This window comes from Prevotella denticola (genome assembly GCF_900454835.1).
In the GTDB taxonomy this organism is placed as follows: domain Bacteria; phylum Bacteroidota; class Bacteroidia; order Bacteroidales; family Bacteroidaceae; genus Prevotella; species Prevotella denticola.
Map to the genome: position 1 here is coordinate 1802468 of NZ_UGTM01000001.1, position 26506 is coordinate 1828973.

Below are 26506 nucleotides of genomic sequence, written 5' to 3' on the forward strand. Positions count from 1 at the left end.
GGGGCGGCAAGTGCCTTGAAGACTGGGAATGGAAGCATCAGCCAGGGGCGGGACGGACAAACGGCAGCAACAGACCGGAGCACTCCGGCACACCACCCACAGCCTGCCACATCGGCAGGAAATACTTTCCCGGCTACTCCAGATAGGTGTAACCGTACAGTCCGCTGCGGTAGTTGCTGAGGAACTCCTTGCCTTCCTCCAGCGAAATCTTACCCTGCTTGACGCTCTTCGTCACCCATATCTCAAGCTGCCGGACGAGCTTCTTGGGATTGTACTGTACGTATTCCAGCACCTCTTCAACTGTCTCACCGTCGAAGATCTGGTCAATGTGATAGCCTCCGTCCTTGACGGAGATGTGTACCGCATTGGTGTCGCCGAAGAGATTGTGCATATCGCCCAGAATTTCCTGATAGGCTCCGACAAGGAAAACACCGAGATAATAAGGCTCGCCCTTCTTCAGCGGGTGGACCGGCAGGACGTGGCTGGTGCGGCCCATGGAAACGAAATTCGACATCTTTCCGTCGCTGTCGCAGGTAATGTCCTGCAAAGTGGCGTTGCGTGCCGGACGTTCGTTGAGCCGCTGGATAGGCATGACGGGGAAAAGCTGGTCTATCGCCCAGCTGTCCGGGAGCGACTGGAAGAGCGAGAAGTTGCAGAAGTACTTGTCTGCCAGCAGCTTGTCCATGTTCCGCAGTTCATCGGGGACGTGCTTCATGTTCTTGGCAAGACTGTTGATCTCATGGCACACACTCCAGTACATCGCCTCAATCTCGGCACGTGTCTTCAAATCCACCATGCCGTGGGAGAACAACTCCAGTGCCTCCTCGCGGATCTGTTCGGCATCGTGCCAGTCCTCCAGCATATTGCGTGAGTCGAGGTTGTCCCAGATGTCGTAAAGGTCTTTTACCAGCTGATGGTCTGTCTCCTTCGCCTCAAACTCTTCGGACATCTCCGGCAGGGAAGCCGTCTCCAAAACGTCGATGACAAGGACGGAGTGGTGCGCCGACAGGCTTCTTCCGCTCTCGGTGATGATGTTCGGATGTGGAATACCGTTCTTGTCGGCTGCATCCACGAATGTATAGACGCAGTCGTTGACATATTCCTGAATGCTGTAATTCACGGAACTCTCGCTGTTGGACGAGCGGGTACCGTCGTAGTCGACCCCCAGACCGCCTCCGCAGTCGACGAAATCGACGCCGTACCCCATCCTGCGCAGGTTCACGTAATACTGTGCTGCCTCGTTGAGGGCGGTCTGGATGCGGCGTATCTTGGTAATCTGCGATCCGATGTGGAAGTGAATGAGGTGCAGGCAGTCGTGCAGCCCCTTCTCGTCTAGCGTCTCCAGCGCCTGGAGCAGCTCGGAAGAAGTGAGTCCGAACTTGGAGGCATCGCCGCCGCTCTCGGCCCATTTTCCCGACCCGCTGGATGCCAGTTTGATGCGGATGCCGAGGTTCGGCTTCACATTCAGCTTCTTCGCTGCCCGGGCAATGAGGTCTATTTCGTTGAGCTTCTCCACCACGATGAAGATGCGCTTGCCCATCTTCTGCGCCAGCAAAGCCAGTTCGATGTAGCTCTGATCCTTGTAACCGTTGCAGACGATGAGCGAGTCGCTCTGGCACTGTACGGCGATGACTGCGTGCAGCTCGGGCTTCGACCCGGCCTCCAGTCCCAGATTGAACTTGCGTCCGTGGGAGATGATTTCCTCCACCACCGGCTGCATCTGATTCACCTTGATCGGATAGATGATGAAGTTCTCGGCCTTGAATCCGTACTCCTTCCTTGCCTTCTCGAAGCAGGAAGAAGTCTTCTCGATACGGTTGTCGAGAATGTCGGGGAAACGGAGCAGCACCGGCGGCGTGACATCACGCAGGGCGAGCTCGTCCATGACATCGCGCAGGTCTATCTGCGTGTTGTCCTTACAGGGCGTGACATACACGTCACCCTTGCCGTTTATGCCGAAGTAAGATGTGCCCCATCCCGAGATGTTGTACAGTTCCTGCGAATCTTCAATCGTCCACTTTTTCATTTCCGTTCTTCTGTATGCCTTTAATTTCTTTTGTATTTTACCATTTTAACGTATGGTCCAAGTATGTGTCAGCCGGTATGCCGGATGCATCAGTATCGTTGCCGGATGGCCTTTCGTCCTGCCGGATGTCTGCCTGCATTCCAAACAAGCCTTACCTGGCCTCCAATAAGGCCTTACTTAGCCTTCAATCAGGCCTTACTTGGACTTCAATCAGGCACCTTTTCCACACCTGACTGCAACTAACTGAAAACCAGCATAGTTATCTGCAGAAATGCAAACGTATTCTGCAAGACGTGAATCCACTGAATCATCCCTTTGACGGAATGTCCTTATGGTGACGATGCCAGAGGCAGTCCCTCCCGCTTCCTGATGCCCGGTCTGTCTTCAGACTTTCAGCAGCCTGCGTAGCAGGCCGACGGTTATCTGTATCTTCTCATAGTTATCCATCAGGCTTACGTCGAGCGTATGTTTTGCCTTCGCATAAAAAGGTTCACGCCGTTCCAGCTGTTCACGGATAAAGAGACCGACCTCATCGGGTGTCTTGCCGAGCAGCAGCGGACGGACAGACTTCCCCATCAGTAAATGTTTATACAGCACGCCGGGGGCAGCCTTCAGGTAAACAGTCTCCGCCTGCCGGTTCATGTAGTCCATATTGTCGAAGAAACAGGGAGTGCCGCCGCCGCAGGAGATGATGACATTCTCGAACTCCGCCACCTCATGAAGCAGAGCCTGTTCCGTCTTCCTGAAACCGTCTTCGCCTTTTTCATCGAAGATCTGCTTCACGGTTCTGCGCATACGGCTCTCTATATACCAGTCCAGATCGTAGAAAGGAATGCCCAGCTCCTTCGAGAGGGCCTTGCCGACGGTAGTTTTCCCGGCACCCATATAGCCGATGAGGATGATACGGAGCGGTCTGCCTCCTTCTTTGTAGTCTGTCATGTCCATGCTGTCTGCTCACCGCCCTGCCGCCCGGTTGTCATCGTGCCCGCAGAGGGTTTCATTCCACCTGCAACAGGCGGGGATGGTGTCCTTATTGCTTTCTGCGCCGGGGTTCGGGTGCATTCTTCACGATGTCCATGCACTGCTCGTACGTCAGCTCGGCGGCTTTCTCGTGGAGCGCCTTCGGCATACGGTAGTTCTTGCCGTCATAGGCAATGTAAGGGCCGTAACGGCCGTTCATCACCTCCATCCTGCTGTCTTCTTCAAAGGTCTTGAGGTGCCGCTGCGCATCCTGCAGACGCTTCTTCTGAATCAGGTTGATGGCAGCATCAAGGCTGATGGTAAGCGGGTCTTCGTCCTTGGGCAGCGATGTGTACTTCTTGTTGTGGAGCACGTAAGGGCCGAAACGACCTGCACCGATGACGACATCCGTCCCTTCGAACTGCCCGACTGTGCGCGGCAGCCTGAACAGCTCCAATGCCTCATCAAGGGTAATCGTCTCTATGCTCTTTTCGGCCGGGAGCTGGGAGAAACGCGGTTTGTCCTCATCATCGGCACTGCCGATCTGGACAACGGGGCCGAAGCGGCCGATCTTCACGAACACCGGCTTGCCGCTCTTGGGGTCTATGCCCAGCTCGCGTTCGCCGGCCTTATGCTCTGAACGGGCGTTCATCACCTTCTCTACCTCCGGCTCGAAACCCTGGTAGAAGGTCTTCATCTCCTTGTTCCATGCCACCTTGCCCTCGGCGATTTTGTCGAACTCCTGCTCGACCTTTGCCGTAAAGTTGTAGTCCATGATGTCCGGGAAGTTCTCCATGAGGAAATCGTTGACGACAATACCGATGTCCGTCGGGATGAGCTTGCCCTTGTCGGCACCGGCCATTTCCTTCTTTGTCCGGGAAGTAACCTTCAGCCCGAGCAGCGTGTCTACGACGTATTTCCGCTCCTCGCCCTTCCGGTCGCCCTTCTGCACGTATTCGCGCTGCTGGATGGTCGAGATGGTCGGGGCGTAGGTGGACGGACGGCCGATGCCGAGTTCCTCGAGCTTGCGCACGAGACTTGCCTCTGTATAACGGCCGGGGCCCTGCGAATAACGCTCCGTCGAGACAATCTCACGGCGTTCGAGTTCCTCGCCCTCGTGCATGGCCGGCAGTGCATGGGAGAACTCCTCGCCGCCCTCTTCATCGTCGGACGACTCGTGGTAAACTTTCAGAAAACCCTCGAAAGCAATCACTTCACCGTTGGCAACGAACTGCAGATCGGTCTGGTTCTTGCCGTCTTCCGTTTCAAGGGAAATGTTTACAGTCGTTTTTTCTATCTGCGCATCCGCCATCTGTGAGGCGATGGTACGCTTCCATATCAAGTCGTACAGGCGTTTTTCCTGGCTTGTTCCGTCGATGGAGACATTGTCTATATAGGTGGGACGGATGGCCTCGTGGGCCTCCTGTGCGCCCTTGCTGTGCGTATGGTACACTCTCGCCTTGCCGTATTCGGCTCCGTAGAGACGTTCTATTTCAGCCTTGCTGGTGTTGATGGCCAGGGCGGACAGGTTGACACTGTCGGTTCGCATATACGTGATGCGGCCGGCTTCATACAGTCTTTGCGCCACCATCATCGTCTGGCTGACGGTGAATCCGAGCTTCCTGGCCGCTTCCTGCTGCAGGGTCGAGGTGGTGAAAGGCGGCGCCGGTGTGCGTTTCAGCGGTTTCCTGGCGATGGATGCGACCCTGAACCTTGCATTCTTGCACAGTTCCAGAAACGCCAGGGCCTCCTCATGGGTCTTGAACCGCTTGTTCAGTTCCGCCTTCACCTCATTCTTCGAGCCGTCCTCGTTGGTGACGGCGAAGACGGCATTCAGGCGATAATAAGGCTCTGACTCGAAGTTCTGGATCTCCCGCTCACGTTCGACAATCAGGCGGACGGCGACACTCTGCACGCGTCCTGCGCTCAGTGCCGGCTTCACCTTGCGCCACAGGACCGGTGACAGGCGGAAACCTACCAGACGGTCGAGCACACGGCGGGCCTGCTGTGCGTTCACCAGGTTCATGTCCAGATGGCGCGGTGTCTCGATGGCCTTCAATATGGCCGGCTTGGTAATCTCATGGAACACGATGCGGCTCGTCTTCTCCTCGTCCAGTCCCAGCACCTCACAGAGATGCCAGCTGATGGCTTCTCCCTCGCGGTCCTCATCGGAAGCCAGCCAGACCTTCTTGGCAGCCTTGGCATTCTTCTTCAGTTCGCTGACGACTTTCTTCTTTTCGTCAGGAATTTCGTAGTCGGGGGTCAGGGTGTCAAGGTCAATGCTCAATTCTTTCTTCTTCAGGTCACGGATATGGCCGTAAGACGACATTACCTTGTAGTCCTTGCCGAGAAACTTCTCGATGGTCTTGGCCTTTGCGGGGCTCTCTACTATTACCAGGTTTTCTTGCATAATCACTCTTGTACATTTTTTCAAGGACGCAAAAGTACTTAAACTTTTCGCTTACACCTTATATAGTAGACAAAATTTCTACTTTTTTAAGTTTTCCCTTTCCGTCTGGAGGAAGTCGTAAAGTGCCTGGCGAATAGACCGGAGACCGAACTGCTCGGTATGAACCTCGTCCAGCGGCATCCATATTGCCTCGTCTACATCATCTGCAGCCTTGAGAACGGTCTCGTCCTCCACGCTGCAGATGAAGAAGGCATCGAGTGTGGGAATGTCGAATCCACTGTAACGGTACTTGTTCGGAAGCGAACAGAAATAACGTTTTTCCTTGATAACGAGGTTGGTCTCCTCCTTTATCTCGCGCGAAAGTGACTCTCCGATGGTTTCTCCGATGTCGCAGAATCCGCCGGGAAGGTCCAGTGTTCCGCGTCCCGGATCAAGTTTCCGGCGCGTTACGAGCAGCTCACCTTTGCCGTTCAGGATGAATGCCGCCACTGACGAGCTGGGGTTCAGGAAATACTCAAAGCCGCAGCTCTCGCAGCGTTTGCTTTTCTCGTTCTGCTCCACGAAATGTCTGCTTCCGCATACGGGGCAATACTGGAACTTGTCTAATACGTGCATATCGGGTGATGAGTGTTGATGAATTGTCTGATGCTGACCAGCATGGCAAAGAACGGTTGTTAACATAAACGCCGAAATCATTAAAATACGTTTACGCCCAATGCCTTTTGTCATTCCATGCTGCAAATATACTAAAAACTCTAAATATCTACGGCTGAAACCGTATCTTTTTGTTAACTTTGCAACAATACGCTTAAAATCACATACTTTCTCCTGCTTCCTGCTGCAACCGAGACGACATCTTCTTCTTTGGAGACATTGTCGGGAAGTCATGCAGGCCGATGCCGGCAGGGACAATATGTGCGGCGGACAAGAAACAAAAACAGAGTACAGAATGAAATTCAGAAAACTTTTCCTTGCAATCGGACTGGCTGCTGTCTGCACGACAGTGTCTGCCCAGAGTTCTTTCGAAGTCAAGCTTTACAGCGGACAGCCGCCTTACACCAACGGCGATTCAAGAGACACTGCCAAGGTGCGCGTCTTCCTGCCTATGGAGAAAGAGGCCACGGGACGTGCCGTAGTCATCTGTCCGGGCGGTGCCTATGAGACGCTGTCGATGGAGAAAGAAGGCTACGACTGGGGAGAGTTCTTCCAGAACCAGGGCATTGCGGCCATCGTGCTGAAGTACCGTATGCCGCACGGCAACCCCGATGTCCCCGTATCGGATGCCGAACAGGCAATGAGACTGGTCCGCATAAATGCTGCAAGCTGGAAGATCAGCCGAAACGACATCGGCATCATGGGATTCTCCGCAGGCGGACATCTTGCAGCGACGATTGCGACGAGAAGTCTCGGCGAGGCGAAGCCGAACTTCCAGATACTGTTCTATCCGGTCATCTCCATGCTGGAAGGTTACGGCCACGACCGAAGCCGGACCAACTTCCTGGGACAGCATCCCGGCAAGCGCGACGAGAAGAAATACAGTGCTGACATGAACGTGAGCCGTGTCACGCCACGTGCTTTCATTGCCCTCAGCGATGACGACGATACCGTTCCGCCGGCAAACGGCGTGAACTATTACAGCGAACTCTATCGCAACGATGTCCGTGCCTCGCTCCATGTCTATCCCGGCGGCGGTCATGGCTGGGGCAGCAAGATCGGCTTCCGCTATCACGAAGAGATGATGATGGACCTGAAAGCATGGCTCAAGAGCTTCTAAGAGCAAGAAGGACCTGTCTGCCACAGTCCATGGTCCTCGGACGGTCTCTCCCGACATCATCTCGCTGTTGCCGTCCATCCGCATAAAGTGTGAAAGTTTTTCCATCCTGAAAAAGACAATCCCCACGAAGACGAACATTCGTTTTCGCGGGGATTGCTCTTTTATGAAGCTCCCCAATGCACAGGAGACAACTGTGTCGCAAGGCAAGCCGGAAGGGAAAGACTGCACGGCCCATCTACAGATACAGAACACTCTCATTTCCCTCGTTGAACAGCAGGTCGAGGATGCTGAGGTTAGGCTGGAATCCGAATTTCTGCTGATAGACCTGATAGTACCTGCGGGGCACAAAGTCCGGGTCTGCCCCCGGGTGCTTCGGACGGATTACCTCTCTGTAATCATCGGTTCCGTCGGGAGACACCGTCTCATAGGTGTCCGTGCGGCGCATACAGGGCATAATATCGATAAGTTCGCACATCTTGAGCGTTATCTCCCAGTTGAAATCATAGAGGAAAGTCCACTTCCGCTCAAAGAAGGGGCGTATATCGTCCGCATAAAACTCGAAAAAAGGACTCTCACCGTAAGCGGACTGCAACGCATTCCAGTGCTGGTGCCGCCAGTTGGCATGGTCGCTGATGCGTACTTCCTTCATCTGACACTTCAGGCCGACGAACTTCTCCACAGGGACAGAGAGCGTCTGCGGGCCGTTGGCCGCCGCAATCACACAACGGTTCCGGTAGGTCTGCTTGACGAAGTTGTCGTGCTGCTCGATCAGGCAGACATCATAGCGGTTCAGCTTCTGATACCACTGGATGGGGGCGAAATAAGCGGAAGACAGCAAGGCCTCCCCAAGCGCTTCCGAAGGAGGGGATGCAGGATTACCGTTGTTGCCGTTGTCAGGATATATCATGGGGACTTTGCCGATTCAAGGAGACACAGGGTGTCCCTGCTTTACTGCCAAGAAAAACAAAACAAAAGGAGGGGATGTGCATCATCTTCACCAGACAATGACAATTTGCACATCCCCTCCTTCTGAGGCGCTCGGGGAGGCTTCCCTATTTGATGTTGCCCACCCAGTTGAACAGTCGGTGCCAGCGGATGCCGCCGAGACCCTTGCGGTCAGGGTCGCTCGACCACCAGATGAACAGCGGCTTTCCCACAATGTGATCTTCCGGAACGAAGCCCCAGTAGCGGCTGTCGGCAGAGTTGTGGCGGTTGTCACCCATCATCCAGTAGTAGTCCATCTTGAAGGTATAGCTGCCGGCAGGCTTTCCGTTGATGTAGATGCGGCCGTTCCTTACCTGCAGATCGTTCTTCTCATACACCTTGATGCAACGCTCATAGACGGGGAGGTTCTGCAGTGTGAGTGCGATGGACTTGCCTTTGGCAGGAATCCATATCGGTCCGTAGTTGTCGCGTGTCCAGCCCGTAAAGCCGTTGAGCGGATAATAAGGACCGGAATAGAGGTCCTTGTCCGTCACCGGCCGCATCGACTTCACCAGTCCCTCGCGCTTCAGTTCGGCGGCGGCACGCTTCGTCAGCGGCATATAGCCGTCATACTGGAGTACAGCATTGTTGAGTACCTGGCCCTGGTCCAGGTCATAGCCATGCAGACGGGCGAGGCTCTGCACGTCCTCCGCACTGATTTCGAAGTCCTTGCGGAGGTCATCGAACCGTTCGCCGAGGAGGTCGGCTGCGGTAATGTTGTTGAACTTGACAAAGTACGTATACTGCACCTTCTCCGGCTCCTTGTTTGGCTTTCCGTCAAGATAAACGATTCTGTTCCGGATCTGCAGGGTCTGCCCCGGCAGGCCGACACAACGCTTGACGTAGTTCTCGCGGCGGTCGGTCGGACGCCAGTCCAACGGTCCGTAAGTCCCGGCATTCTTGATGATATAAGCCCTGCCCGTGGCATAGGCCTTTCCGTAGAAGGCACGCTGCTGGAGGGTTGTCATTGCCGACAGGTTGATGCCGGGATTCTGCTGTGCAAGGAAGTTCTCGCCCATGGTGTAGGCATCATGATAGAAGTCATTACCCTGATAGGCCGGTTCGCTCATGATGGTGTCACCGGCCGGGAAGTTGAAGACGACAATATCATTCAGCTGCACCTTTCCCAAACCCTTCACACGGCGGTAGTCCCAGTGCGGCCAGGCAATATAGCTCTTCGTGTTGATGATGGGAAGTGTGTGCTGCGTCAGCGGCATGGTCAGCGGCGTTTCCGGTATGCGGGGCCCATAGCTTACCTTCGACACGAAGAGGTAATCGCCCGTGAGGAGCGACTTCTCAAGCGATGAAGACGGAATGACGTAGTTCTGGAAGAAGAAGAGATTGATAAAGTAGACCGCCACCAGTGCGAACACCAGTGCATCTACCCATCCCATCACGAAACGGACCGGCCCTTCGGTATCCTTCCACCACTGCCAGCGGATTTTCTTCGTGATGTACACATCGAAGATGAAAGGAACGACCAACAGTCCCCACCAGCTCTTGACCCATAAAAGGAAGAGGAGGTAGAGAACAAGAACACAAATAAACTTTGCCCATTGCTTCTTGGGGTTGAGGGCTGCTTTTTCTTTATCAATCATATTGGGAATGTCTTTATGCGATGATAAGTGATGATGAGAGGGGAATAGGCGATGACAGGTGCTTGACAGACGGGGAACCAGGTGCTGGGGTTCAGAAACGGAACAGATCGCTTGTCGTGAGCAGGCCAGAGTGATCCTTGGTGTATTCAGCAGCCAGGACAGCACCGAGTGCAAATCCCTTGCGGCTGTGGGCATCGTGGGTGATGGTAATCTTGTCGGCCTCGGAATCATAACTGATGCTGTGGATGCCCGGCACCTCATCCCGACGGATGGAAGCGATGGGCAGCTCGTCCGGAGCGACCTTGTTGCTGCCGCTCTCCGTGCCGTCGGCTGCGTGCTGGAAGCCCTTTATCCATTTGTCCTTGCGGTCGAGGCGGTCGATGATGTCCTCTGCAAGCGTGATGGCTGTCCCCGACGGTGCATCGAGCTTATGGACATGGTGTACCTCCTCCATCTCGACATCATACTGCGGAAATCCGTTCATGATTTTCGCCAGATAACGGTTGACGGCCGAGAAGATGGCCACGCCGATGGAGAAATTGCTTGCCCAGAAGAGCGTCTGTCCGCCTTCCGAACACATCTTCTCTACGTCTGCCTTGTGGTCCTGCATCCATCCCGTAGAGCCGCTGACAACCTTCACATTATGTGCAAAGGCACGCTGGTAGTTGCCGAAGGCAGCCGTAGGATTGGTAAATTCTATGGCGACATCGGCCGAGGCGAACGCAGGAGAATCAAAGTCCTCTATGTTGTCAACATCAATGATACTTACGATTTCGTGGCCACGGTCACGGGCAATCTGCTCGATCATGTGCCCCATCTTGCCGTAACCGATCAATGCTATTTTCATAATCAGTCTGGATTAAAACATTGCAAAGGTAGCTGATTTGCGGCATAAAACAAAATAAGTTTACGTATTTTATATGGGCTTGCTCTGAAAATCCCACGTTGGACTTTTATTGATAGGAACATTGTCTGTCCTTCGAGTCCTTCTGCTTTTATAGGGTATATCCTGTTCGCCTGAAAGGGGGAGAAAACAGCAAAGACTATCTGTAGGACCTGCCTGTAACCTGTAAGATGTATGCAGGTTTACAAATCCGACTTCCATCTGTCTGCGGGTACGGAAAACGTGATTTTCATATAAGTAGACATTATCAACAGCAGTTAAAACAAGCTCTGAAAACCGTCAACCAAGTTTAAATGCAGGATGAAAAGCAGTCAAACGGAAATATTGAACTACAAATAGAAAAGTCTTCCCGATGGCCGGGAATGGCGTTCCCAACGCCTGGGAATCGGATTCCAGATGCCTGGGAACGGCATTCCCAACCGGTTGGGAATGCTCCATTGCAGTCAGGCCGACACTTGTATGGGAGAGTCGGGCTTGCTCCCTGTACACACCTTTTACACTGCTCCTGGCTTTGGAGACGGAAGTTCCCTGCATCCCGACCGATTACGCTGCGTACATATATGAATGCCCGACTACCGGCAATGCGCAAAGCAACTATATGCTGCTTCCGCATCCAACGTTCCATCTCCCCATGCAAAACAGACGGGGGCAGATGCAGCCCGTCTCCACTTGCCTCTGCAAAGGCTGGAAGACAGTGCGGCATCTGCCCCTATCCTATTACTATGGACATAACAGCTGAAAGGAGGGATGTCAATACTCCCTGCCCTCGCGCAGATATATCAATTCTACTTCAGTGCGGCCTTTTTCTGCTTCACATAACTGCCGAAGACGCGGTCGACCTCCGCACGCTGTTCCCTGTCAAGCGTATCGTTCGCCTGGATCAGCCCGCGGTAGTAAACCTTGATGGCCTTTGACAGCTTCGTCCTGTCCGATGCGTTCTTCTCAAAGATACGGTCCAGGTCCTTGTAGAGAGCCGGCTTCATCGTGTTCATAAAGGCAAGTTTTCCTGTCGCAGGCGCCTCTTCTACCGATGCGGCACTGTCGGGCTGTGCAGCAGACTTCACACTGACCGTGTCTTCCGGAGCTTTTTCGGCATCCGACTTGAAGATGGAAGCCACATCAATCTTTCCAACCTGTTCTGCCAATATACCGCCGTAGTTGTAAATCAGCACGCCAAGAACAAGCACGGCGACGACTATCACGCCGGCCATGACGGTGCCTTTGCCTATCTTCGGCATCGTGAAGGAAGAGCCTTCGTGGTTGAGGTCGGCAAGGAACTCGTCGATACTGCCATAACGGTCGCTGCGTTTGAAGGCACAGCAACGCTTGATGACCTCGCTGTAGGCCAGTGTCAGCCCCATCACCTTCATGATGGTTCCGAGCGAATAGATGTCGGCAGTAGCGTCGGCAGACATCGTCTCGTCCTTCAGTTCCGGAGCCATGAAGCGTGTCGTGTCGGCTGTCGGCTTCACTTCGTCGAGAGCAAGCACGCTGAAGTCGATGAGCTTCACACGGTCGCCCTGACTGGTGACCAGCACGTTGGACGGCTTCAGGTTGCGGTGGGTGACACCCTGATTGTGGGCGTAGCGCAGGGCATCGGCAATCTGGTTGATGATGGCGATTTTTTCGTCATCGGTGTGCTGTTCCCTGAGGTAAGCCTGCAAGGTACGTCCTTCTACGCACTCTTCCTCTATGCAGAGTCCGTAGCCGTCTACTTCTACCAGTCCCTGGTAGCGCACTATACCGGAATGGTTGAGGCGCTGGCACTGCTTGAATTCACGCTTCAGGGCGTTACGGTACAGCGTCCGGTTGCGGTATTCTTCTTTCAGTGCCTTCAACACTACGGGCTGGTCGCCCTTGCGGCACTTCACAATCATGCAGTATCCCTGGGACGGGATGACGGTGTATTCGGTACAACTTGCCTTTACAGGTGCATCCGCCGTCTGTGCCGGCTCGTCGGCAGAAAGTTTGTTCTCGCTCATCAGTATCAATAGGTTTAAAAACGTACTGTTATCTATGTCTGGTGGCAAAATTAGCAAAAAAAAATGAGACAAGACAGAAAAAGACAACTTAAAACACCCTATTACAATCTTTCTCATTTTACAGCATGAAAGAAACACAACCGCACCAAAAAGTTAAAAGTCACAAAAAATATTAAAGAGACTTGTGTTTTTTTCTTTTAATACGTATTTTTGTACAAAAATAGGAAAGCCTTAATTTAAACAATCAAAGAATGCTATAGCTATAGTATCGTGAGGATACCTCACATAGATTTAAACAACAACCCTTTAACTTTTAAAACATGAAAAAAATTTTTTTAGTGGCATTACTTGCATTGACAATTGTTCCTGCATCCGCCAAGAGACAGACCAATGTCGTAGAAGTACACACATCCTGTGGCATTGTCGCACACATTGATACCTGTAGAGGGAGTCTAGAAGATGTCATGAAACAGGTAGAGGCAATAGACGATGTGCTCTGTGGATAAAATAGAATTATCCAACTCAGAATCAAGAACGGGCTTGGATTTTTCCAAAGCCTGTTCTTCGACAATACCATAACATTAAAGATTCATCCAAATGAAGAAGAACATATTCTTATTTCTCTTTCTCGTAAGCACGATCCACCTGCATGGACAGACATTGGATTTCTCCAAGTTAGAAGGCCGGTGGGACACGACCAAGACTGTACAATATGAGTCTGCACAATATCAGATTGCTTATGAGTATAAGTATGCGAGAGACGCAAAGTACCCTAATGCCAAGCGGACGGCGACCACGATTCTAAGAGTGGGCAGTCGATACACGATGTTCACCGACTATGCCCTGCTGACATTCGATTCTATTTCTGCATCTATTGCAAAGGGAAAGTCGTCTGCTACATCCTCTGGTCCGAAACTGCTCGGTGCATTGAAGGCTAAGGGATTCAAAGAACTCATCCTGCAAAACAGAAAAGAGAACAACGAGTTTGTCCAACGCACTGCAGGAGGAATCCAAAGATACCAATATAATGAAGCCATTCCCCAGCTACAGTGGGAACTGCTGGAGGGAGACAGCACGATAGCAGGATACCCGTGCCGGAAGGCCAGGACAAGGCTTTTCGGACGCGACTACATAGCCTGGTATGCCCCCGATGTGGAGCTTCCCTACGGTCCGTATAAGTTCGGGGGACTGCCCGGCCTCATCTTCAAAGTGCAGGACACACAGGACAACTTCGTCTTCACGCTGACAGGATTGCAGACTGTAAAGGGCTACGCCCCGATCTACATATACGACAGAAGTGCCGTGATCAAGAGCAGCCGGAAGGCGGTCAGACAGATGTACAAGAACTATTGCGCAGACCCTTTGAAAGCCTTGACAAGCAACGGAAACGTCACGGTGGCGGCTGATGCGGCTGCAACGGTGAAAGCAAAACCCTATAATCCCATAGAACTGGAATAACAGTTTGCGCCGGCTCATACTTCTGCTTCTACTTTCCGCCCTCTGTTTTCCCTGCTTCGCCCAGCAGGACGAGGCGGTGGTGAAACTGGCGGTTGAGGTCAGGGACTCTGACAGCCGACAGCCGCTGGCTGACGTGATGTGCCGTGTTGTCAGCCCGACCGGCAGGCTGCAGAGCTACAAGATTGCAGACGGAAAGGGACACCTCAGCCTCACCGCAGGGAAAGCGGACGTGCTGGTATTTTCAATGATGGGTTATGGCAGGCGTAAAGTCAGCGTTGCGGACCTGCAGCAGCACGGCAGTCAGCCGGCAATCATCCTGCTCTCACCGAAGCAGATAGCATTGAAGGAAGTCGTCGTAAAGCTACCGCCGATCAGAAAGCAAGGTGACACGCTGGTCTACAACGTTGGTTCTTTCCTGCAGAAAGGCGACCGCCACTTAGAAGATGTGCTCAGGAAACTACCGGGAATCAAGGTTGCCGAAAACGGTTCGGTGTCTTATCAAGGCCGTGCCATCAACCGGTTCTATATAGAAGGGCAGGACCTCATGGGAAACAACTATACCCAGGCAACCCGCAATATGCCCGTCAATGCGGTGCGTGACGTGGAAGTCATGGAGAACCACCAGCCTGTGAAGATGCTGCAAGGGCGCAAGCCGTCAGAGTCGGCGGCCCTGAACATCCGGCTTGACAAGAGCCATCAGGCCCGTCCCTTCGGGGAGATTGCCGGCGGAGCAGGCATAAAACCAGACATCTGGGATAACCGGCTGTTTCTCACACAGGTAATGAAGCATTCGCAGATGCTTGTTTCAGCCAAGATGAACAATACCGGGAAAGACCTTTCCAAGGAAACCAGAGAGCATATCGATATCTATAATCGGGACGCATACGAACCCCTTCCCAAGGGCATTCTATCAGAAGACATGAGCCAGGAAGCTCTTCCGCAGGAGCGATACCTGCAGAACAAGTCCTATAGTGCTGGCTTCAACGGCCTCATCACACTATCGAAAGACGCGACACTACGCAGCAACGTGCTTTTCTATGGAGACCATGCCAGATACGACCGATTGACGGAAAACCGTTACGGGGGACTTGTCCCGACTACACTGGAAACCACAGAATGGATGAAGCAACGCACGTTTCGCATCATACCGGCGCTGAAATACGAAGAAAACAGCACGTGGAGGTTTCTTTCTGACGAACTGCAATACTCCTTCGGACGACAGACAGTCGGGAACCAAGCAGTCACGAACGGCATCGGAATTACCGAACAGGCGCACATAAAACCGTCTTATATAAGGAACTATCTTTCTTCTACTTTCAAATCGGGAAAGAGTATGTGGCAGATCCACTCGCTCCTGAGATACGCTGACCGTAGAGAAGAACTGACTGCGGCCTCCGATTCCTTACCACTATATAATGTGGCAGAACGCTTTGCAACACGGTCGGCCATGACCCGAAACGTTATCATGACTTCTATCCCTGTACTGGGAAATGACCTGGATATATCCTTCCAGGCTTACTACAGGGACAACTCGTACAGCTACCAGGACAACATCCACCATCGTACATTCAAGTTACAAGGCGAACCGGGCTATACGTGGAAACACAAAAGGCAAAGCTACGTAACCTTCGGACTCCCCATGGAATGGACAAGAATCATCCTTTCAAAGAAAGACAACAGGCTGTCTGCACGCAACTTCATGGCATTCAAGCCCTACCTGACCCTGCAGCAAGAACTGACAAGCACACTGACGGTGAACCTCTTTTCCTCTTTCTCAACCGACGGCAACTCTCTTGACTTCTATGCCCAGAAACCTTTGAGAGAGGGATACAGAAACATACAAGTAACAGGAAATGACATCTACAAGTCCACCCATCTGTACACTTCGTTCCATATCCGCTACCGTAACCTCGCAACCATGCTGTTTGCAAACCTTTCGCTTGCCTGCTCTGATACGAAAAGCGAGGCTTACAGCCACTATGAATACAATGACTCGATGACAATCATGACGTGGGTAAAAGGCGACAACCACCGGCATAACACAGCCATAAGTGCGATGGTGGACAAGACTTTCATCCCCATAGGACTGTCCTTAAAGGTTGATGCGACATATAACAGGGAAAGTTATCTTGTTTCGCAGTCTGGCGTCATGGTCAACAACCATTCCCACCAAGCCTCCGGAACACTCACTGCAAGTTTCCAGAAGCTGTCCTGGCTGCGCCTGTCAGCTGCTTTCACAGCCGGATATTACTGGGAACGGAGCAGTATCATGAGACAGAATGTCCTCTCCTCCTACACAACCAATGCAGCTCTTTACCTCTTCCCTGCAAAGAAGATGGAACTGAAGATGAAATTCTATAACCTTACAAACGAAATCATGGATGGACATTACCACACCTGTGGGCTGCTGGATGGCGATTTCAACTACAAGATCAACAATGTGTGGGAGCTGGGGCTGTCAGGAACGAACCTGTTGAACAGCAAGTCCTACAGCATTACACAGAACACAGGAATCAATATTCTCAACACATCCCTGCCCTTACGTGGGCGTGAAGTAATCCTCCGCCTACAGTTGAGACTATAAAGACACATATATCCTGAGAAACGTTCTCCACCACTTAGAAGCATCCTCTTCCAGATAGAAAGGCACACCTGTTCCGACTGTCGCCAATGTCGGGACAGCGACAGAACGGTAACAAGTCCAATTTCCTTTCACGAAAACAATCATTTCTTTTCACGAAGAAAAATATTTCTTTTCATGAAGAAAAATATTTCTTTTCATGAAAAGAATTGCTTCTGTACATGAAAAGACTTTGCAACAACAGTTCAGTCAGGCCGCTGAACAGACACACTGAAGGTTTCGGCGGTCATGCTTCACAACGGCTTCGGCACGATATCATCACCGTTCTCCTGCATCGTCCGTTCCCGCTCGTGTTCTGGTTAATCCTGTGATTACCGACCCTCCACTTTTATCCACCCGGAAGAAGGCCCTGCAACTCCAATTGATGATACTGACAGGGATGACAGGATTCTACCAACAGAAAATCCCGCAACTCCATAGGGAATCACGGGATTCTGTCTTTTGAAGAAGCATGGCGGCAGTCCGTCAGGCGGATGCCGGAAGCTTGTCATCCATCAGTCTGCGAACTTCGCTTTGATGAACTCACGGTTCAGGCGGGCGATGTTGGCAATCTTCTCGTTCTTAGGGCAGACAGCCTCACAGGCACGGGTATTGGTGCAGTTACCGAAGCCCACCTCATCCATTTTGGCAACCATCGCCTTGGCACGCTTGGCAGCCTCGGGTTTCCCCTGCGGCAGAAGAGCCAGCTGGCTGACCTTGGAGGAAACGAAGAGCATGGCAGAACCGTTCTTGCAGGCTGCCACGCAGGCTCCGCAACCGATACAAGTCGCACAGTCCATAGCCTCATCGGCATTCTCCTTGGGAATGAGGATGGCATTGGCATCCTGTGCCTGACCGGTACGGATGGACGTGTAACCACCGGCCTGGATGATCTTGTCGAAAGCGGAGCGGTCTACCATACAGTCCTTGATGACCGGGAAACCGGCCGAACGCCACGGCTCGACAGTGATGATGTCGCCGTCGTTGAAGCGGCGCATATAGAGCTGGCAGGTCGTCGCTCCACGCTCGGTCTTGCCGTGCGGAGTACCGTTGATGTAGAGCGAGCACATACCGCAGATACCCTCGCGGCAGTCGTGGTCGAAGACGAAAGGTTCGTCGCCGGACGCAATAAGCTCTTCGTTGAGAATATCGAGCATCTCAAGGAATGAAGTGTCATCCGGGATGTTCTTCATCTCATGTGTATCGAAATGGCCCTGGTCCTGCGGGCCGTTCTGCTTCCAATACTTGATTGTGAATGATATATTTTTTGCCATTGTATTTATGTTTTAGTTGACAAGTAAACAAGTTGTGAAGTAAACAAGTTATTTGTCTGAAATCTAATTTAGGAACAAATGTCTTGGTAGAACAAGCTAACAACTTGTCAACTCGTCCGCCCGTCAACTCGTCTGCTAATTCTTATAGTTACGTGTTTGTACCTTGATTGCCTCATACTCGAGCGGTTCCTTGATCAGCTCCGGAGCCTTGGTGTCATCACCCTGATACTCCCAGCAGCCGACATAGAAGAAGTGCTCGTCATCACGTTTGGCCTCGCCTTCCTCTGTCTGGTGTTCTTCGCGGAAGTGACCGCCGCAGCTCTCTTCACGGTGCAGTGCATCGTAAGCGACAAGCTCGCCCATGAGGATGAAGTCACGGAGGTGGATTGCCTTGTCGAGTTCGACGTTCAGACCTTCCTTCTTTCCAGGAATGAAGAGGTTCGTGTTGAACTCCTCACGCAGTGCCTTCAGCTGCTTCAGACCCTCTTCAAGACCTTCCTTGGTGCGTCCCATACCCACATGCTCCCACATGATGTGACCGAGTTCCTTGTGGATGGAGTCGACAGAACGCTTGCCGTGGATGCCCATCAGCCGGTCGATTTCCGCATCGACGGCCTTCTCTGCCTCATCGAACTCAGGACGGTCGGTCGGAATCCTGCCCCAAAGAGCCTGGTCGGCAAGGTAGTTCTGGATAGTGTATGGCAATACGAAGTAGCCATCGGCCAGTCCCTGCATCAGTGCAGACGCTCCCAGACGGTTGGCACCGTGGTCGGAGAAGTTGCACTCGCCGATTGAGAACAGGCCCGGCACGGTCGTCATCAGTTCGTAGTCGACCCAGATACCACCCATCGTGTAGTGGATAGCGGGGAAGATCATCATCGGATTGTAGTACTTCACGCCGTTGATTTCATTGGCAACCTCACCCGGATTGACATCTGTAATCTCCTCGTACATATCGAAGAGGTTACCGTAACGCTGCAGAATCGTGTCGATGCCGAGACGGTTGATCGACTCGGAGAAGTCGAGGAACACAGCCAGACCGGTGTTGTTGACACCGAAGCCCTTGTCGCAACGCTCCTTGGCAGCACGCGATGCAACGTCACGCGGCACGAGGTTGCCGAATGCCGGATAACGACGCTCCAGATAGTAGTCGCGGTCTTCCTCGGGTATATCAGACCCTTTCTTCGTACCGGCCTGCAATGCCTTGGCATCTTCGAGCTTCTTAGGAACCCAGATGCGGCCGTCGTTACGCAGAGACTCTGACATCAGGGTCAGCTTCGACTGCTTGTCACCGTGTACAGGGATACAGGTCGGATGAATCTGCACGTAAGAAGGATTCGCCATGTAAGCGCCCTTGCGGTAGCACTGGATGGCAGCCGTACAGTTGCAGCCCATGGCGTTGGTCGACAGGAAGTAGGTGTTTCCGTAACCGCCGGTGGCAATCACAACGGCATTGGCAGAGAAGCGTTCCAGCTTACCGGTGATGAGGTTCTTGGCGATGATGCCCCGTGCATGACCGTCTACGATGACGACATCCTCCATCTCGTAGCGGGTATAGAGCTTCACCTTCCCGGCCTGGATCTGTGCGCTCAAGGAAGAGTAAGCACCGAGCAGCAGCTGCTGGCCGGTCTGTCCCTTGGCGTAGAAGGTACGGCTTACCTGTGCGCCGCCGAATGAACGGTTGGCCAGCATACCGCCGTACTCACGGGCGAAAGGTACGCCCTGGGCGACACACTGGTCGATGATGTCGTTCGACACTTCCGCCAGACGGTAGACGTTCGCCTCACGTGCCCGGTAGTCACCGCCCTTTACCGTATCGTAGAAAAGACGGTAAACAGAGTCGCCGTCGTTCTGATAGTTCTTGGCGGCATTGATACCGCCCTGTGCAGCGATGGAGTGCGCACGGCGCGGTGAATCCTGGATGCAGAAGTTCAGTACGTTGAAACCCATCTCTCCGAGAGAGGCGGCGGCACTGGCACCGGCCAGACCTGTACCGACAACGATCACATCCAGTTTCAGTTTATTCTTTGGGTTAACCAAACGCTGATGAGCCTTGTAGTTGGTCCATTTCTCAGCTACTGGTCCTTCTGGTATTCTGGAATTTAATGTCTTAGTCATGATTGTTCTGAATTAAATTTTCAATTTAGATACTTAAATTACGCAACAGCGCAGCAAAGGCTCGGCGCACAATGGAAAGCAAATGCAAGTACTACAACGAGGAAGCAGAGCATCAGCAGGGTCACGTAAACGACACCGATGGTCTTCCAGCGGCTGAACCATACCTTACCGTTGATGCCGACCGTCTGCATGGCACTCCAGAAACCGTGAGAAAGGTGGAACCACAAGGCAGCGAGCCAGATGATGTAGAGAACGACATACACCGGATTGGCGAAAGTTGCCTGGATGTACTCGAAACCATGCGAGGGCGGTATCTTGACCGCCATCCCCGTCAGTTCTGCAAACATCATGTTGTACCAGAAGTTGAAAAGGTGAAGCCCGATGCCCAGCAGCACGATGATACCGAGAACGAGCATGTTCTGGCTTGCCCACTCCACGCTTGCCGGCTTCTCCGTCACGGCATAACGGTTGTCACCGCGCGCACGGCGGTTCTGCGCCGTCAGGATGAACGCATAGACGATGTGACAGACAGCCAGTGCCCCCAGTGCCACGGTAGCCACGACGGCATACCAGTTGGCCCCCAGCAGCTCGCAGATCATGTTGTAGGCTTTTCCGGAGAAGAGCGCGACAAGGTTCATACAGCAGTGGAACGTCATGAATAGAATCAGTGCCATGCCGGTCACAGACATAATCACCTTTCTACCAATAGATGAATTGATTAACCACATAAATGTTTTGATTTTAAATATTTAAACTGTTAAAATGATTATTCCACATCAGGTCAACACGCCGGGAAGACAGTCATCCGTCTCCCCCTCGAGATCCGTCCTTTCACTTCAATACCCAAAATTCGGTATAACCGCATACGTAATGCGTTGCAAAAATACTATATTTTAATGATTTATCAAAGTTATTTAATCAAAATATCCAGTATTTAGACGGAAAATAAGGACCGTTCTTCTATCCTAATAAATGAGGATGTGTCAAATGCAAACTTATCATCCGCTTTTGGTGATTTTTTCCTGTTTGAAAGTACATTCCATATCCGGTTCCCAGCATACGGACTATTGCCTGTCCTTGCGAGATGCGGGTACGGGCACCGTAGCAGACCACACTGACCGTGAGGACCGGTGCATCGGGAAGTCTGTTCCCAACGGCCGGGAATCCTGTTCCCGATGCCTGGGAACCGTATTCCCAACCGGTCGGGAATCGTCTGTATGCAGTTTGGAACTGTCCGCATGAGGGCTTCCATCATGAAAAAGCAGCGATGAATCCGCACGAAAAAGCATTTTCTCACCTCTTGGGAGCCATCGGAGAGCAGCCCGCAGAGCCATGCAGAGCAGGAGAAAAAACAGAAACCGGTCAAATAAAAAGTACTATAAGTAAACATTTATAACATTTATTAGCCTTATCTTTGCGGTCAGATTACAATAACTGAAAACATAAACTTAATATTTATTCGACCTATGAGAATAAAGATTCTATTACTAATGCTGCTGTTCCTATGCGTGGGCATGACGGCAACGGCGCAGAACCCGACAGTCACCGGGAAGGTAACGGATGCACAGGGAGAACCGCTCGTCGGTGCTACCGTCAAAGTAGATGGTACAAAAAACGCAACCGTCACCGACATAGACGGCCTGTTCTCCATTGCAGCAAAGAAGTCGGAAAAGCTGACGGTATCATATATCGGATACCAGAGCAGGTCCGTCACCATTGACAGGATGCAGAATCTGACGATCGTACTGGATGCCTCGCTCAACGAAATGGACGAGGCAATCGTCGTCGGCTATGGTCTGCAGAAGAAAAGCGACATAGCCACGGCGGTGTCATCTGTCAACGTCGAAGACCTTGCCAAGAGCGGATCATCGCAGGTGCTGCAGGCCCTCCAGGGCAAGGTGAGCGGCGTACAGGTCATGTCGTCCGACGGATCACTCTCCGGCAATATGCAGTTCCGCATACGCGGCGTCAACTCCATCACCGGCGGCACCCAGCCGCTGTTTGTCATTGACGGCGTTCCGATGCCCGTCCAGCCCATCGACGAGACGACATCAGGACTTTCCAACAACCCCATGATGGGCCTGAACCCCAACGATATTGCCTCCATCGAGATACTGAAAGATGCAGCGGCAGCCGCTATCTATGGTGCGAAAGGCTCCAACGGCGTCGTACTGATTACCACCAGGCAGGGGCAGGCATCAGCCCACCCCAAGTTTGCTTTCGGACTGACGACAGGCCTTGACTTCATGCCCAGCCTTCCGCTCAAGACCCTGAGTCCCGAGGAATATGCCTACAAGATGCGCAAATACGGAACCTACGACAGTCCCAACCTCATTCAGTTCTGGGACAAGGTCATCGAGAATCAGGGCTGGAACGACCCCTCCGTACACAACTGGCTCGATGAGATTACGCAGACGGCACACAAGACGGAGCTGAACGCAAGCATGCAGGGCGGCTCAAAGGGATTGACCTATATGCTCTCCGCCGGCTATGTAAACAATTCCGGTGTCATCCGCCGTTCCCGCTTCGACCGTTTCACCTCACGCCTCAACCTCACCCAGCAACTTGGCGACAAGGCAAGCGTCGGGCTGAACTCATCCTTCTCTACGTCAAAAGACCGGAATCCTACCACCGACTGGTCGCAGGCAGGCGTTGTGCTCAACGCCCTGCAGCGCTCGCCGTTCCTGTTCTATCCGGGATTCGCCGGCATCATGAACTACAGCAACATCAATATCATGAGTCCGCTGGTAGCCGTCGAGCAGGTGAACATCAACAACAAATACGACGAACTCAACTCCAACCTGTGGTTCTCTTACAACATCCTGCCGTCTCTCACCTTCAACACCAGCGGTTCTTACCGCCGCTACACCGTCAATTCAACCCGTGAATGGGGCTCGGAGACCTGGTTCGGACAGTCAGAACAGGGACGCATGGAACTGGGCAGCCGTGAAGAAAACAGCTGGGTATGGGAAGCACGCCTGCAGTATGCCCGGACGCTGGGCAGGCATTCCTTCTCGTTCATGGGCGGCTTCGAAGCGAGCAAATGGTGGAGCAAGAACCTCTATGCCAAGGCAACGAACTTTGAAGATATGCTGCAGGGCATCTACGGCATCAACAAAGGACTGGTCACCTATGCGCCTTCCTACCTCTACGACAGCAACAAGATGGTTTCGTGGATCGGACGTGCCACCTACAACTACTACGACAAGTACATCATGAACGCCTCTCTCCGCGTGGACGGGTCTTCCAAGTTCGGCCGGAACAACCGCTTCGGTTACTTCCCCGCAGTGTCGCTGGCGTGGCGTGCCTCCAACGAGGAATTCATCCGCAACATCGAGTTCATCAGCAATCTCCGCTTCCGCACCAGCTTCGGCATGACGGGTAACAATCAGATTCCCTCCTACCAGTCGCTGTCACAGCTGGGCGACAACAAGGCCGTCTTTGACGGCAATACCGTCGAAATCGGCCGTTATCCCACCAACATCACCAATGACGACCTCAAATGGGAGAGTCAGAAACAGTTCAACTTCGGGTTCGACCTTGCCGTATGGCAGAACCGCCTGCAGCTGACCGCCGACTTCTATTACAAGCGTGTCGACGATATGCTTCTGCAGGTGAACATCCCTTCCACATCCGGATTCGGCAACGCATGGAAAAATGCAGGCTCTCTGGAGAACAAGGGTATGGAATTCCAGCTCACGGCCCACTGGCTGAGAGGTCCGCTGCAATGGTCGACCGACTTCAACATCTCCTTCTACAAGAACAAGCTCCTCAGCCTTGACGAAGGACAGTACCAGCAGTTCTACGACCGCGGGCTGAACTCGAAGATCACCAGCGATGTCCTCCTGCGTGTCGGCAGGCCGGTGGGCACCTATTACGGCTATATAAGCGACGGCGTGTACAATAACGACACGGAAATCCGCAACGGTTATCCAGGTGCCAACCTCAAGCCGGGAGAGCTGAAGGTGGTCGACGTCAACCATGACGGAGTCATCGACGCCTATGACCGTGTGCCGATAGCCGATGTCAACCCGACCCATACGGGAGGTATCGGGAACACGCTGCGATGGAAGAACCTTGAGCTTTACTGTTTCTTCCGCTGGTCATACGGAAACGATGTCATCAACGGAAACGCCTACTATCTGCAGGGAGCTACGAACATCAACAACATCATGTCGAGCATCAACAACGAAATCTGGAGCAGCGACGATCCGTCCAGGAACTTCCCACGCAGCGGTGCCGGGACATGGAGCGAGGCCGTCATGCGCAGCGACCTCGTGGAGGACGGCTCTTTCATCAAGTTGCAGACCCTGTCGCTGGGCTATGACTTTCCGCACACGCTGCTCCGGAAGCTGAACCTCTCCAAGGCCAAAGTGGTCCTGACCGGATCCAATCTCTTTACCATCACCCGCTATTCGGGCTTCGACCCGGAGGCCAACACGGGCGTATCAGCCGTCTCGCGCATTGCTCCGGGCCTGGACATGAGTCCGTATCCCCGTCCGCGCTCCGTGTCACTGTCACTTGAGATCGGCCTGTAACAGCATTCATCCAATCGTTTTCAAAACAGTATCAAGACAATGAAAAAATATCATCTTTTAGTCGCTTCCATCGCTCTTCTGGGCTTAAGCAGCTGCTCCGACTTCCTGGAGGAGGAACCGAAGAGCACACTCACCACCAAGGACTTCTACAAGAACGAGGGACAGGCACGGCAGGCCGTGAACGGCGCTTACCGCAATCTTGCCGGCTCGAATGTCACCGGATATGAAGTCCGCGAGATTCCCAACGACCTCCTGAAACGGGCCACATGGGACGAGGCGAACGGCCTTGCCAACTTCACCTATACGGCAAGCAACAACTACATCACCACCATGTGGCAGGGACATTACGCCGTCATCAAGGACTGCAACTCGGCCATCGAACGCATCGAGGCCGGGAAAGACAATATTCCCAACTGGGAAAGATACCTCGCAGAGGCCAGAGGGATAAGAGCCTTCCTCTACTTCGACCTCGTCCGCTGGTTCGGTGACGTGCCTCTGGTCCTCACAGAGACGAAGACACTTGCCGACCTGCAGGTCCCGCGTGCGCCGCAGGCTGAAGTGTTCAAGCAGATAATCGATGACTTCAAGTACTGCATGGAGCATACGATGGACAAGGGCGACACTTCCCACGGCTATCAGTACGGCAGAATGACGAAGGATGCCTGCCGCGGCTTCCTTGCAAAGGTACACCTATGGCTGGGAAGCGTGGCCCAGCGCGACAACAAGGAGATACTCGGCAGTGCTGACAGCAACTTCAAATCGGCCATGGACTATGCCAAAGCCGTCATCGACGGACAGCGTTACAGCCTCTGCGACTACTATCCTGACGTCTTTGATGCCAAGACAAAGGAGAAGGCGCGAGAGGAAGTGCTCTTCTGCACGGAAGGCATGACAGGCGACAACACGGGCACCTGGACCGGAATGATGTTCGGCATCCGGGGCAGCCAGGAGAAAGGAGGTTCCTGGGACAACATCTCCAGTTCCGACTTCCACCGCATGATGTACGAGCCGAGCGACTCCGTACGCCGGCTCTGGAACTGTCCCCGTGTACAGCTGCAGGAAGACGGAACGCTCTGGGGATGGGACTACCGGAAGTACTGGGACACACGCTCTGACCAGAAACTCAGCGAAGCCACCGAGAACAACAACTGGGTGCAGTGGAGCATCGGAAAGTTCCGCCGTTATCCGCTGGCAAACCCCAGCTCCTACAATTACACCAACTTCGGCATGGACGAGCCGCTCCTCCGTTATGCCGACATCCTGCTGATCTACGCAGAGGCTTATAACGAGGTAAACCACGGACCGGGCAGCTACACGCCAAGCACCGGTACCGACCTCAGCGGTGCAGGCATACGGTCGGCCTACGATGCCGTCAACCTCGTCCGCAAACGCGCACGAATTGCCAACAGCGGCATCATACATGAGGACCCGCTTCCCCGAGTACTGAAGAAAAGCTACGCTTCGCTTGCTGACGACTGTGTCCCCGACTGGCGTCCAGGCTCCTACGGCTTTATTTATGACGGAGTGCGCAATCCGATGACCTACAACCACTACCAGAACGACTACGATGCTTTCCGCAACGAAATTCTGAACGAACGGGCACGTGAACTGGTAGCCGAGACAACCGACCGTTGGTGCGACCTGGTAAGACGCGGGAAACTTGTCTCCCAGATGCAGATGTGGCGGCAGTACAATCCTTTCATCAGCTCCACGGAGCGCAATGTCCTGACACCGGGAGCACCGGAGAACATCTCTGAACGCAATATGCTGCTGCCTGTTCCGTTGAGTGAAATGGATGTCAACAAGAAGCTGACACAGAATCCCGGCTACTGATCGGCTTTCAGGCAGAACAATGTAGAA

Annotated in this window: 16 protein-coding genes; 5 read left to right on the plus strand and 11 right to left on the minus strand. The window is 53.0% G+C overall.

From position 1 onward, the window contains the following. Positions 1–133: 133 nt before the first annotated feature. The 4 genes from speA to DYH27_RS07625 form a co-directional block, all read right to left on the minus strand. Positions 134–2026 carry a biosynthetic arginine decarboxylase gene (speA, locus tag DYH27_RS07610; RefSeq protein WP_004353910.1) on the minus strand — a complete coding sequence of 631 codons (1893 nt, stop codon included), beginning with the start codon at positions 2024–2026 and terminating at the stop codon, positions 134–136. Positions 2027–2410: 384 nt separating this feature from the next. Then, a complete protein-coding gene (locus DYH27_RS07615) occupies positions 2411–2971 on the minus strand; it encodes a shikimate kinase (protein ID WP_025067095.1) in 561 nt (186 codons plus the stop codon). Positions 2972–3056: 85 nt separating this feature from the next. Beyond that, a complete protein-coding gene (gene topA, locus DYH27_RS07620; protein WP_025067094.1) occupies positions 3057–5396 on the minus strand; it encodes a type I DNA topoisomerase in 2340 nt (779 codons plus the stop codon). A 78-nt stretch (positions 5397–5474) separates the two neighbouring features. After that, positions 5475–6011, minus strand: a complete 537-nt coding sequence (locus tag DYH27_RS07625; RefSeq protein WP_025067093.1) for an NUDIX domain-containing protein — start codon at positions 6009–6011, stop codon at positions 5475–5477. Between the two features lie 334 nt (positions 6012–6345). On the opposite strand from DYH27_RS07625, the gene DYH27_RS07630 reads away from it, so the two are divergent. Continuing rightward, positions 6346–7170, plus strand: a complete 825-nt coding sequence (locus DYH27_RS07630; protein ID WP_004354034.1) for an alpha/beta hydrolase — start codon at positions 6346–6348, stop codon at positions 7168–7170. Positions 7171–7405: 235 nt separating this feature from the next. Here DYH27_RS07630 and DYH27_RS07635 read toward each other — a convergent pair whose 3' ends face one another. The 4 genes from DYH27_RS07635 to DYH27_RS07650 form a co-directional block, all read right to left on the minus strand. Next, the gene (locus DYH27_RS07635; protein WP_025067092.1) at positions 7406–8077 is read right to left on the minus strand and encodes a WbqC family protein; all 672 of its coding nucleotides are present in this window, start codon (positions 8075–8077) and stop codon (positions 7406–7408) included. 145 nt (positions 8078–8222) lie between these two features. Beyond that, positions 8223–9752, minus strand: coding sequence for a S26 family signal peptidase (locus DYH27_RS07640; protein ID WP_029216312.1), 1530 nt, complete (start codon positions 9750–9752; stop codon positions 8223–8225). Positions 9753–9843: 91 nt separating this feature from the next. Next, positions 9844–10599, minus strand: coding sequence for a 4-hydroxy-tetrahydrodipicolinate reductase (gene dapB, locus DYH27_RS07645; RefSeq protein WP_025067091.1), 756 nt, complete (start codon positions 10597–10599; stop codon positions 9844–9846). Positions 10600–11441: 842 nt separating this feature from the next. Next, positions 11442–12638 carry a serine/threonine-protein kinase gene (locus DYH27_RS07650; protein WP_025067090.1) on the minus strand — a complete coding sequence of 399 codons (1197 nt, stop codon included), beginning with the start codon at positions 12636–12638 and terminating at the stop codon, positions 11442–11444. A 597-nt stretch (positions 12639–13235) separates the two neighbouring features. On the opposite strand from DYH27_RS07650, the gene DYH27_RS07660 reads away from it, so the two are divergent. Next, entirely contained in the window at positions 13236–14096 is an 861-nt protein-coding gene (locus tag DYH27_RS07660) for a GLPGLI family protein (protein WP_025067089.1), read from the plus strand. 4 nt (positions 14097–14100) lie between these two features. After that, entirely contained in the window at positions 14101–16680 is a 2580-nt protein-coding gene (locus tag DYH27_RS07665; protein ID WP_029754930.1) for a peptidase associated/transthyretin-like domain-containing protein, read from the plus strand. A 551-nt stretch (positions 16681–17231) separates the two neighbouring features. Here the strand turns inward: DYH27_RS07665 and DYH27_RS07670 are convergent. The 3 genes from DYH27_RS07670 to DYH27_RS07680 form a co-directional block, all read right to left on the minus strand. Then, positions 17232–17990 (minus strand): succinate dehydrogenase/fumarate reductase iron-sulfur subunit, encoded by a 759-nt coding sequence (locus DYH27_RS07670; protein ID WP_004353967.1) that lies wholly within the window; start codon positions 17988–17990, stop codon positions 17232–17234. Positions 17991–18125: 135 nt separating this feature from the next. Next, the gene (locus tag DYH27_RS07675) at positions 18126–20108 is read right to left on the minus strand and encodes a fumarate reductase/succinate dehydrogenase flavoprotein subunit (RefSeq protein WP_007367745.1); all 1983 of its coding nucleotides are present in this window, start codon (positions 20106–20108) and stop codon (positions 18126–18128) included. 38 nt (positions 20109–20146) lie between these two features. Then, entirely contained in the window at positions 20147–20836 is a 690-nt protein-coding gene (locus DYH27_RS07680) for a succinate dehydrogenase/fumarate reductase cytochrome b subunit (RefSeq protein ID WP_013670794.1), read from the minus strand. Between the two features lie 738 nt (positions 20837–21574). Here DYH27_RS07680 and DYH27_RS07685 point away from each other — a divergent pair. Together DYH27_RS07685 and DYH27_RS07690 are read left to right on the plus strand one after the other, a co-directional pair. Beyond that, on the plus strand, positions 21575–24646 hold the full coding sequence (locus DYH27_RS07685) for a SusC/RagA family TonB-linked outer membrane protein (RefSeq protein WP_029216310.1): 3072 nt from the start codon (positions 21575–21577) through the stop codon (positions 24644–24646). 39 nt (positions 24647–24685) lie between these two features. After that, positions 24686–26479 carry a RagB/SusD family nutrient uptake outer membrane protein gene (locus tag DYH27_RS07690; protein ID WP_025067088.1) on the plus strand — a complete coding sequence of 598 codons (1794 nt, stop codon included), beginning with the start codon at positions 24686–24688 and terminating at the stop codon, positions 26477–26479. Positions 26480–26506: the final 27 nt, after the last annotated feature.

Coding starts and splice junctions, on each gene's coding strand:
- speA (WP_004353910.1), bottom strand. CDS start 2,026: ATGAAAAAGTGGACGATTGAAGATTCGCAGGAACTGTACAACATCTCG.
- DYH27_RS07615 (WP_025067095.1), bottom strand. CDS start 2,971: ATGGACATGACAGACTACAAAGAAGGAGGCAGACCGCTCCGTATCATC.
- topA (WP_025067094.1), bottom strand. CDS start 5,396: ATGCAAGAAAACCTGGTAATAGTAGAGAGCCCCGCAAAGGCCAAGACC.
- DYH27_RS07625 (WP_025067093.1), bottom strand. CDS start 6,011: ATGCACGTATTAGACAAGTTCCAGTATTGCCCCGTATGCGGAAGCAGA.
- DYH27_RS07630 (WP_004354034.1), top strand. CDS start 6,346: ATGAAATTCAGAAAACTTTTCCTTGCAATCGGACTGGCTGCTGTCTGC.
- DYH27_RS07635 (WP_025067092.1), bottom strand. CDS start 8,077: ATGATATATCCTGACAACGGCAACAACGGTAATCCTGCATCCCCTCCT.
- DYH27_RS07640 (WP_029216312.1), bottom strand. CDS start 9,752: ATGATTGATAAAGAAAAAGCAGCCCTCAACCCCAAGAAGCAATGGGCA.
- dapB (WP_025067091.1), bottom strand. CDS start 10,599: ATGAAAATAGCATTGATCGGTTACGGCAAGATGGGGCACATGATCGAG.
- DYH27_RS07650 (WP_025067090.1), bottom strand. CDS start 12,638: ATGAGCGAGAACAAACTTTCTGCCGACGAGCCGGCACAGACGGCGGAT.
- DYH27_RS07660 (WP_025067089.1), top strand. CDS start 13,236: ATGAAGAAGAACATATTCTTATTTCTCTTTCTCGTAAGCACGATCCAC.
- DYH27_RS07670 (WP_004353967.1), bottom strand. CDS start 17,990: ATGGCAAAAAATATATCATTCACAATCAAGTATTGGAAGCAGAACGGC.
- DYH27_RS07675 (WP_007367745.1), bottom strand. CDS start 20,108: ATGACTAAGACATTAAATTCCAGAATACCAGAAGGACCAGTAGCTGAG.
- DYH27_RS07680 (WP_013670794.1), bottom strand. CDS start 20,836: ATGTGGTTAATCAATTCATCTATTGGTAGAAAGGTGATTATGTCTGTG.
- DYH27_RS07685 (WP_029216310.1), top strand. CDS start 21,575: ATGAGAATAAAGATTCTATTACTAATGCTGCTGTTCCTATGCGTGGGC.
- DYH27_RS07690 (WP_025067088.1), top strand. CDS start 24,686: ATGAAAAAATATCATCTTTTAGTCGCTTCCATCGCTCTTCTGGGCTTA.